Raw genomic sequence first — 9,868 nt, 5'->3', positions numbered from 1 at the left:
CTGTTTCCGGCATCTAAGCCAAACTCAGGCAGAAATTCCACTTATCCCTGCTGTGCAGTTTTCCCGAGCCACCTCTCACATAGTTTGGTGAAAATATGCCAATAACGGAGCCTTCGATGTCTTGATATTCGAACTCTCTTTGATCGCCGGCTACCTTGTAGAGTGGTTCATAAGGTTGTTTTTGCTTGAAATTGCTTCTTACTCTAACGTTGAATATTCCTTCCATCTTGATCATGAAGAAATAGTTGTGCGAATCCAGATATTTTTCCAGTTTCGTTTTCAGATCCTCGATTGACCCGAATGAGATCTCGTCCTCATCAACATTGTCGTTAAATCGCGTTGTGATCGAGAATGCGAAAGTTTCATCTGGCCCCATTTCACTTACGTTGCCATCAGCCCTGCCAACGTAGGCGTGGCCTTTGTAAATTATCGCTTCGCCATCAAGTCCATTGTATGTTCCAACGCCAGTATCCGTGTCTTTCAATACTTCCTTTACGGTCTTGCTTCCTCTGTAGTCACCTTCCATCAGCGCATTCAATGTCGAAACCTGGATCAATGTTCCATCTTCGTCATGCGATCTGGAGCGAAATATCCTGCTGAATATTTCATGATTATGGTGGTGGTTTCTATAGTTGCCATTTTCATCATAAACCGCAGCGAGCAGTTCCGGATGTGTGTCCGAAAAGACTCTTTCTGCATCGGCTTTGTGGTGTTTGAAATAGGCGTTCATTGTCCATTTTGTGAAGAATGGGGATAAAACATTTGTAATTAGCAAGACAAATGCAAGAATAGAGACAGAGTTTGAAGTAAACACCGACCCAAGCTGGCCATCGAACGAGAACGACGAAACCATAGATGGGAGTACAAGTGAAACACCCGCCAATGCTGTAGAGCCCATAGCGGCATAGCCCGGTCTCTTGAGGACGTAACGATCAACAATGAATGGGATAATGATGGTCACCGCCCAATAGATGGCAGTGAGCAAGACCGCAACAAGAATGATTTCTCCCTGGAATGCCTTGACTAAATCGATTGTTGAACCGAACTGAAATCCGAGGAATGGCAGAAGAATCGTGTTCCCGCCTTTGAAAACCTGTTTGATTTTTGGATCAAGGTTTCCAAGCAAAACACCCAGAAAGAATGGAAGCAGGAGAGAGAGGACCTGCATCATCTCACTTGTAAACCCTCCGCTGCCACTACCAAAATATGATAGGAATATGAATGGCAGGAGTGGCATGGAGAAGATCAGCATGATCGGAAATGCACCCCGATCCGGCTCGTCTGCATAGGGTTTGATAATGCCCATATACAATGCGGCATTTGCTGATGTTAAGCAGCAAACCAATGTAATGGCATCAATACCTGCAAACCCATTCGGGCCATAATATACAAATACAAACGCACCAATTGCGTATGCGGGTAGAAGTCTTGCGAAAATAACCCAAATCCCTCTTTCCCCGACTTCCACGAAATCATGACCAGTGATCATCGTTCCTGTGCAGAACAACATAAGACCAATGACAAGCATTTGTCCGGAAGGGCCAAACATACTTTTCATGGGCTCACCAAGGTAATCCCACAATGACATTCCAAGGCCACTGTGCACAGTAATTGTTACGATGATGGAACTTATTACAAGTGGTACAAACATCGTTCCGGCTGGAACTTCATTTAGTAGTTTCCAGATTCCTATTCCGGAAAACCTTTTATTTTCGTCTGTTTCTGTCATGTTTTCTCCAAAAATTAAACTTGCTTCCTCGAAGTGAGGTCGATTGTTGAGATGAATGTCCGCATCGATTGTTGTTTCGACAGGCTTTTGATCAATGGCGCGAAAATTAAGGCGCAACAACTTACGCTATTCAGGCCGATTTGATCTTAAAACTAGGATTAAGCTGATTTTTGATTGTATGATTGACTCTGGTCAATTCACTGACTGGCTTCGACGCGTCATGGAAGATCAGCTGCTGGAAGTTGCAGGCGATATTACGCAGCGCCACTTTTGCTTCTGAGCACGCGTTAGCAATGGTGCGTATGAACAGGCCAAATCAATTTTTCTGGTGTGCAAAGTCTAGTCGACTGCGGCTCGAAGTTTCGACTTCGCTGCCATTGCCTCGCGCAACATTGAGCGGCATTGGTTTTCCGGCCAATCAATCCCCCGCTCCACCCCCATTTTTCCACACCCTTTGCCCCCGTGCCACACTGGCCCGTCCTTCCTTACCAAATGGATGGCCGGGGCTGACGGAGCTTTGGCAGGCGGGAGGCGGTGAGTTCTGGCGTGCGGGCACCGTACCTGCGGGCCAGAAACTCGGCGATCGGGAACACCCCGGCAGAAAAATTGCCGGAACCGGAGACCTGCTGGTCCGCGCCAGCACCGGCGTCATGTTTGCCCAAAAATCCCAAGCGATGCGGACGAATGTGCGCGGGCGCCCCGCCCACAGCTCTGCCCTTGCTGTCGATGCGACCCACCGCTCGCGCCCCATGCCCGCCACGTGGAACAAAAAACCGCCGAGACAGTTTGTCTAGCATGATAGACAGCGCGCACAGATTTGACCGGGAAATGATCGTGATCGAGCGGGAGCTGGATCATTTGAACCGGCTGGCCAGGACGCTCGACAGCCGCTTCCGCCTGCCGGGTACCTCGATCCGGTTCGGACTGGACACCATTGTCGGCCTGATTCCGGGCATCGGCGACACTTTGGTGGCGGCACCTTCGGCCTGGATCATCTGGCGGGGCCACCGGATGGGGATCGGCAGACGGCATATTGCCCGGATGCTTGCCAATTCGGCCGCCGACTATGTGATCGGCCTGGTCCCGGTGATCGGCGATCTGTTCGACGTCGGCTTCAAGGCCAATCTGCGCAATGTCGCGATCCTGCGCGAGCAACTCGGCGCCCGGAAACAGGCGCACAGCTCTGCGCAAACCGAAACAAGCGCAGCGGCCTGATCCACCTGACGCTGGAACTGGTATGTTTGGGCGGACGGGCTTCCGCCCGAACATGCCAATTCATGCGCCGTGCAAATTCCTCTCCACCAAAAAATCCCACCATTTTTTCCACACCCTTTGCCCCCGTGCCACACTACCCCGACCTTCCGTTCCAAGCGGATGGCCGGGGCTGACGGAGCTTTGGCCGGCGGGAGGCGGTGAGTTCTGGCGCGCGGGCACCGTACCTGCAGGCCGGAAGCTTAGCGAAGTGACCCCCCGGCCAGCGCGGGGTGCCTGCCGGATCGAGGTGGATCGCGGCAAGGGTTTTTCGCGCGAATGGCCGGAACCGGTTGCAGGCCCCTGTGGCGACGCTCATCCCTGTGGATGGGAAAGGCCGCTGCCGGGGCTGAAACCGGCGGCGTTTGATCCGCATGTCCGGTCGGGGCGGGCTGCCCCTCCGGCCTTGCGGCGTCACCACAAATGCCGGCCCGGGAAGTCCCTGCCGCGCCTGACGGATCCATCTGTCGGGCGCGGGTGGGAGAAGGCGGGTTCGGTCCCCGAAGGACCGAACGCGACGAAACCGCCCAGGGCTCGCGTCAAGCTTTGCTGGAAGGAAGCCCCATGTGCGCCCGGAAGGCGCATCGGTCCCTCACCGGTGGGGCGCGGGTGACTGCGCCAAGCCACATCTCTTAACCACCACGGGCCTGTCGCCCGCGCCCCACAAGTCCGGATTGTTGCCGGACGATGCACTGCCTCATACCGACGGCGACATTGTCGCGCGCGGGGTTTTGCTGTGCGAAGGGAGCGGGGGAGGGGAAAGGCCGGCCAGGCCTTTGGTGCGCCCCCTCGCGAGATTGGCAGGGGAGCCGGACTGGATCGTGCCGCTTGCTGATCTCCCCCCTTGCGGGGGAGATGCCCGGCAGGGCAGAGGGGGGTGAACCATCGGTGCACCCCGATCGACCATTGTTCGTGGAGCCCCATCCCCTCTGTTACTTCGTGACATCTCCCCCGCAAGGGGCGAGCTCAAAACGCTCCCTGCATGCCCGCACAAACAAAACCCCGAAAGCGTCTCCGCTTCCGGGGTTCAAACTGTTTCGCAATCGGTGCGCGTCTCAGTCGTCGACTGTCACCAGCGCCTTGTCGCGGGCGGCGGCGGCTTTCTGGACGGCGTCCTGGACCTTCTCGAAGGCGCGGACCTCGATCTGGCGGACGCGCTCGCGGGAGATGTTGAACTCGGTGGAGAGATCCTCCAGCGTGATCGGATCGTCGCGCAGGCGCCGCGCCTCGAAAATCCGCTTTTCGCGCTCGTTGAGCACGCCGAGCGCGCTTTGCAGCATGGCGCGGCGGGTTTCGAGTTGGTCCTGCTCGACCAGCATGTCTTCCTGGCTTTCGGAATCATCGACCAGCCAGTCCTGCCACTGGCCGGATTCGCCCTCGCTGGCCCGGATCGGCGCATTGAGCGAGGCGTCGCCGGCAAGCCGACGGTTCATCGAGATGACTTCTTCCTCGGAGACATTGAGCTTGGTGGCGATCTCGGCGACCTGGTCGGGGCGCAGATCGCCGTCCTCGACCGCCTGGATCTTGCTCTTGACCTTGCGCAGGTTGAAGAACAGCCGCTTCTGGTTGGCGGTGGTGCCCATCTTGACCAGGCTCCACGAGCGCAGGATGTATTCCTGGATCGAGGCCTTGATCCACCACATGGCGTAGGTGGCCAGCCGGAAGCCGCGCTCGGGGTCGAATTTCTTGACCGCCTGCATCAGGCCGACATTGCCTTCGGAAATGACTTCGCCGATCGGCAGGCCGTAGCCGCGATAGCCCATGGCGATCTTGGCGACCAGGCGCAGATGGCTGGTGACGAGCTTGTGGGCGGCCTTGGTGTCCTCATGCTCGAGGAAACGCTTGGCCAGCATGTATTCTTCCTGCGGTTCCAGCATCGGGAACTTGCGAATTTCGGCAAGATAGCGGTTGAGACCGTTCTCGCCCGCAGAAATGGACGGCAATTTGACTTGGGCCATGACAGCACCCCCTTATCCCTGATCGTGGCTTCCTTCCGGCAAGCCTGCAGGCCCGGACCGAATTTCGCATCCGAGCTTTCCTGAAGTGGCATTTAATTGTGGCGAAACCCGGTATCAAGGTGCGAGTGCCATCACGGTCGCGTGAATTGCCGCCGCAATTGCGGCTAGAGCCGCGCCAGCGCCAGGCGCAATTGCTCCATGTCGGCGGGCAGCGGGGCCTCGAAGCGCAGTGTTTCGCCGCTTGTCGGGTGCTCGAAAACCAGCAGGAACGCGTGCAGTGCCTGGCGTGGAAAGGCGTTGACGATGTCGCGGATATCCTCGGGCAGCCGGTTTGCCTTGGTGCGGTAGGCGCCGCCATAATCGAGATCGCCGATCAGTGGATGGCCGATATGGGCCATGTGAACGCGGATCTGGTGGGTGCGGCCGGTTTCAAGCCGGCATTCGACAAGGCTCGCCGCGCAGGTGCTGTCGGCTTTCTCGTCATAGCGCTCGCAGACCAGGTAATGGGTGACCGCGTGGCGGACATCGTCGCCATGGTCGGTGCGGACTGCTCGGCGGATGCGGTCGCGGGCGCGGCCGAGGCTGGCATTGATGGTGCCCTTGAGCCCCTGCGGCTTGCCCCAGACGATGGCCTGGTAGGCGCGCTCCAGCGGACCGGTCAGGCCGTGGTCGGCGAACTGATCAGCGAGATGGCGATGGGTCAGATCGTTCTTGGCCACGACCATGACGCCGGTGGTGTCGCGGTCAAGCCGGTGAACGATGCCGGGCCGGCGCACGCCGCCGATGCCCGAGAGGCTGTCGCCGCAATGGTGGATCAGCGCGTTGACCAGCGTTCCGGTCCAGTTGCCGGCACCGGGATGCACCACCAGGCCTGCCTGCTTGTTGATGACGATGAGATCGTCATCCTCGTAGAGGATTTCGAGCGGGATATCCTCGCCGATGGGGTCGGGGTCCTCGGGCTCGGGCATGTCGAGCACGACCTGATCGCCGGGATGGATCTTGTGCTTGGCCTGTTTGGCGGTCACGCCGTTGACGGTCACCGCACCGGCCTCGATCAGCGCCTTTATTCGGCTGCGCGACAGGTCTGGCTCCAGTTCTGCCGCCAGCCAGGCATCGAGCCGGCCCTCGGCATCATCGCCGGCGACCAGTGCCTGCTTTCCGGACTCGTCGCCGGGGGCGGCCTGGGCTTCCCTATCGGTCTCAGCTTCGGTAAACGGTGTCGCGTTCTTCACTATCAGGGTCCGCCCGGCAAGGAATGGAAATGTCGAAAATGAATGAAGACGATCTCGACGAAAAGCCGCTTGATCCTGAAATGGAAAAAGTCCGGCGCAAAATGGTACGGCTGCTGGCCGTGTCGATCGGCATCATGTTCATCGGTCTTATGACCGTGCTTGGCGCGATTGTCTATAAATTCACGAGCAACGACGATGCTTCGGTCTCGTCCACGCAGGTCGCAGGCTCTTCGGCCAGTGTCCCTTCCGATGCGCCGATCGAGGCCGTGGCGGCGCTGCCGGCCGGTTTCGTGGTTGAAACCATCTCGCTCGACGGCAACCGGATCGGCTTTTTCGGCCGGGCCTCCGACGGATCGATGCGGGTGATCGTGCATGATATCTCTGTCGGGCGTATCGTCAGCGATGTTGTCGTGATCACGCGCTGATCATGGCGCCGGGCGCGCAATCGCGGCTGATCAGGGTCGAGGATCCGTCGGATCCGCGCATCGCCGAGTTCACCGCGATGCGTGACCGCGACCTTGCCGGCCGCGGCGACCGCTTCATTGCCGAGGGCAAGGTTGTGCTGCAGGCGCTTCTGGATGCCGAAGCCGGTACGCGGCGGTTCGTGCTCGAGAAGGCGCTGATCCTCGAAAACCGGGTTGATGGCCTGGGCGAGCTTCTCGACCGCATCGATCCCGGCTGCCCGGTCTATGTCGCCGGGCGGGACGTGCTTGATGCCGCCGTCGGCTTTGCCATGCATCGCGGTATCCTGGCTGTCGGACGGCACGTGCCTTCAGCATCGTTTGAGGATTTCCTGTCGCGCCTGCCCGAGCGGGCCTTGCTGGTGGCTGCCTGCGGGATTTCCAATCATGACAATATCGGCGGCATCTTCCGCAATGCCGGGGTGTTTGGCGCGGATGGCGTGGTGCTTGATGATGCCTGCTGCGATCCGCTTTACCGCAAGGCGATCCGGGTTTCGGTCGGGGCGGCGCTCAGGGTTCCGTTCTGCCGGGCCGGCTCGATCGAGCAGCTTGTGACAACATTGTCGGCGCATGGTTTCGAGGTTGCAGGTCTTTCGCCGCGCGGAGCCGGGGCGCTGAGCGGCTATCAGCCGGGCAAGCGCCTGGCCCTGCTTGCCGGCACCGAAGGCGAGGGGTTGCCCGCGGACATCATCGCGCGGATCAAGACACTCAGGATCGAACAGGCACCGGGGATGGACAGTCTGAACGTCGCCACTGCCAGCGGCATCGCGCTGTGGCATGCCGCCGTGCGCATGGGCCGGGCAGGGGCCTGAAGCCCTCCCTGCGAAGAAGCCCTGGCTTTTGATCAGGCGGCTGTTTCAAGCCTCAATGATTGCTGGCGAGCATTTCCCGGGCGCGGGTAGCCAGGCTTGGTTCGGTGCTGCCGGGGCGGGCCGGGTCTTCGCTGCCCTTGAGGATGGTGTAGATCGGCGAGGATTGTCCGTCCCGGCTGGCGGTCAGTTCCACCATCATTGCGGCGACAATCGCGATTTCGCGGCGCAGGGCTGCATCATTGCCGCTCTTGTCGGCTTTCAGCAGTCTCTCGATCAGCGCCGCCTGGCGGGCGCGAAGGCGGTCGATCTTCTCGTCTTCGGAAAGGTCTTCCGTGATCCGCGGTTTTGCCGGGGCAGCTTCACGTTTGGCGGCATTCTGAACCGCAGGTTTGGGTTCGGCTGCGGGCGTCGGCTTGGCGATCTGATGCACTTGAGCACTCGGTTTGGAGATTTCGGTTGCGACTTCCGGCTCGTCTGAGGCCGTCATTTCGACAGCGTCAATGTCTGCGGTATCGCTGATGTCGTTGCTGGACGGCGCTGGCTCGGGCTCGGGCGGTGTCTGCCGTGTCGCACTGTTGCGGCCGTTGACGGCAGCTTTCCTCGCGAGGCTGTTGGCCTCCTTGACGGCGTTCTTGGCGACACGCAGCTCGTCGGAGAGTTCCCGGTTCTTCTTCTTGAAGCGGTCGACTTCGGCAATCCGGCGCTCGAGGGCATTCTCGCGGTCGGTGAGGGCGGTAATGGTCCTGGCAAGTTTTTCCTCGCTCTGGGCCAGCCGTTCCTCGTTGCTTTTCAGCTTGTTTTCCAGGTCGCGATTGAGGGATTCCGCGTCTTTGAGCGAATCGCGCAGGGCGTTGCGCTCGGTGCGGAGTTCGCGGATCTGGGACTTGAAGTTCTCAGCCTCGGTATCAAGCGTGACAAGATCAATGCGAAGCTCCTCGATCTCGACGCCGAGGCGGTTGATCTTGTCGTCGCGTATGGCGATTTCATGTTTGCGGGCTTCCGCCAGCCGTGCCGCATCACCGAAATTGCCGGTCAGTGTGGTGATGGTGGCGTCGCGCTCGTTGATCTGGGAGTGAAGATCGCGAATGTCGGCAGCCTGCTCCTCGACCCGTTTTTCGGCGTCGAGTTTTTCGGCGCGGATGGCAACCAGCTCGTTGCTCAGTCTCGTGCTGCGCGCCACGCTTTCGGTGAGCTGGTCGCGGTTGTGCTTGAGGTCGACTGAAAGGCGGGCATTTTCCGCGGCATAGGCAGCTCTCGCCATATCCTTTTCAGCGCGGATCTCTGCGGCTGAAAGGGGAACGCTGGCGCGGATTCTGCGCTCGGTCAAACTCACCACACGGCGTTGGATGATCGGCGCAACTATCAGCGCAACCAGAGCGGCGGCCAGAAAACCCAGCGCAAATAACAGGACAAACTCGATCACTACGCATCCACATGTCACGTGCAGGGCTCAAGATGTGCCCGGCCAAACCTGCGTACGCATTAAGCATGGCCCGGCCGAATCGGCAAGCGCAAGAGGTGAAAGTGATTCGCGGAAAGTAGAAACGAGATGCGCTGTTTCAACAAAAAAGCGGCCTGAAACGGCCGCTTTAAGTCTTCGAATGTCCCGGAAGTGCCTAGAACGGGTTCCAGGTCGGTGTCCGTGTCATCTTCAGGTAACCGATGTTGATGCCCAACCGTGCGCCAACGCCGGTACGAATGGGAACCATCAGGATGCCATCGCGCTTGAGCACGGTCATGCCAAGACCTGCGATTGCGTAGGCCGAGCCCGATACGCCGCCAAACCGGCCATAGACAGCTTCGACACTTGGAAGATTGTAGACCAGCATCATGGTCCTGTTGCCGTCTCCACCATAGTCCCAGCCGATCGATGGGCCCTGCCAGAACAAGTCGTGCTGGCCGGCATTCTTGGTGTACAGCTGGCCTTCGCCGTAGGTGAGGCCGCCGATCAGGGCGCCGGAGGCTTCCTGCCCGAGGATGTAGCCATTGGGCAGGCCGTAGGACTGGAATGCCTTTTCGACAATCTTGGCCAGGCCGCCGGAGGTGGTGCCGAAAAAACCATGACCGGCGTCGATGATCTCCTGCATGCTGTACTGCGATGAATTCGCCGCCTGTGCATTGGCGCCCGGAACAGTTCCGGAAACCAGCAGCATGGACAGAAAAAAGGTGGCAAATGCACGAAGGCAAAAGCGGGACGCGATCATAGAGTCCACTCCGTTGATGGGTCGGTAGATACCGCAGGAAACATTGATCACATTGTGGCGTGCCGATCTTAATAAGCAGTTTACCAAATGTGGTGTCTTTAGGGCGGGATATTTGAAGTGTTTTCGGCAATGGGCCAATCACCCGGTCCCTGGCCCGAAGCGCTTGCGATAAACAGCACCTGATGCGATTTTGCTGCCCAGCCGATTCGACGTGCGGGGCA

At 58.9% G+C, this 9,868-nt stretch carries 8 protein-coding genes; 3 read left to right on the top strand and 5 right to left on the bottom strand.

Annotated elements, in window-relative coordinates; translation table 11 throughout:
* Window positions 1-13 precede the first annotated feature (13 nt).
* A complete protein-coding gene (locus WNY80_RS17390) occupies window positions 14-1,729 on the bottom strand; it encodes a 2-keto-3-deoxygluconate permease (protein ID WP_342888668.1) in 1,716 nt (571 codons plus the stop codon).
* A gap of 795 nt (window positions 1,730-2,524) precedes the next feature.
* On the opposite strand from WNY80_RS17390, the gene WNY80_RS17385 reads away from it, so the two are divergent.
* On the top strand, window positions 2,525-2,944 hold the full coding sequence (locus tag WNY80_RS17385; RefSeq protein WP_342888667.1) for a DUF4112 domain-containing protein: 420 nt from the start codon (window positions 2,525-2,527) through the stop codon (window positions 2,942-2,944).
* Window positions 2,945-4,035: 1,091 nt separating this feature from the next.
* Here the strand turns inward: WNY80_RS17385 and rpoH are convergent.
* Window positions 4,036-4,938, bottom strand: coding sequence for an RNA polymerase sigma factor RpoH (rpoH, locus tag WNY80_RS17380; protein ID WP_342888666.1), 903 nt, complete (start codon window positions 4,936-4,938; stop codon window positions 4,036-4,038).
* A gap of 164 nt (window positions 4,939-5,102) precedes the next feature.
* Window positions 5,103-6,086: an RluA family pseudouridine synthase gene (locus tag WNY80_RS17375; RefSeq protein WP_342888679.1), complete on the bottom strand. Its 984-nt coding sequence runs from the start codon at window positions 6,084-6,086 to the stop codon at window positions 5,103-5,105.
* Between the two features lie 113 nt (window positions 6,087-6,199).
* On the opposite strand from WNY80_RS17375, the gene WNY80_RS17370 reads away from it, so the two are divergent.
* Both WNY80_RS17370 and WNY80_RS17365 read left to right on the top strand, forming a co-directional pair.
* Entirely contained in the window at window positions 6,200-6,595 is a 396-nt protein-coding gene (locus WNY80_RS17370; RefSeq protein WP_342888665.1) for a hypothetical protein, read from the top strand.
* Between the two features lie 2 nt (window positions 6,596-6,597).
* Window positions 6,598-7,443 carry an RNA methyltransferase gene (locus tag WNY80_RS17365; protein ID WP_342888664.1) on the top strand — a complete coding sequence of 282 codons (846 nt, stop codon included), beginning with the start codon at window positions 6,598-6,600 and terminating at the stop codon, window positions 7,441-7,443.
* Window positions 7,444-7,495: 52 nt separating this feature from the next.
* Here the strand turns inward: WNY80_RS17365 and WNY80_RS17360 are convergent, their stop codons facing one another.
* On the bottom strand, window positions 7,496-8,866 hold the full coding sequence (locus tag WNY80_RS17360; RefSeq protein ID WP_342888663.1) for a hypothetical protein: 1,371 nt from the start codon (window positions 8,864-8,866) through the stop codon (window positions 7,496-7,498).
* Between the two features lie 193 nt (window positions 8,867-9,059).
* Window positions 9,060-9,596 carry an EipA family protein gene (locus WNY80_RS17355; RefSeq protein ID WP_342888678.1) on the bottom strand — a complete coding sequence of 179 codons (537 nt, stop codon included), beginning with the start codon at window positions 9,594-9,596 and terminating at the stop codon, window positions 9,060-9,062.
* Window positions 9,597-9,868: the final 272 nt, after the last annotated feature.

The sequence above is a fragment of the Hoeflea sp. AS16 genome, assembly GCF_038900095.1.
Lineage (GTDB): Bacteria > Pseudomonadota > Alphaproteobacteria > Rhizobiales > Rhizobiaceae > Hoeflea.
The sequence above is the reverse complement of the archived record's forward strand: the minus strand, read 5'-3'. Positions and strand labels throughout refer to the sequence as shown.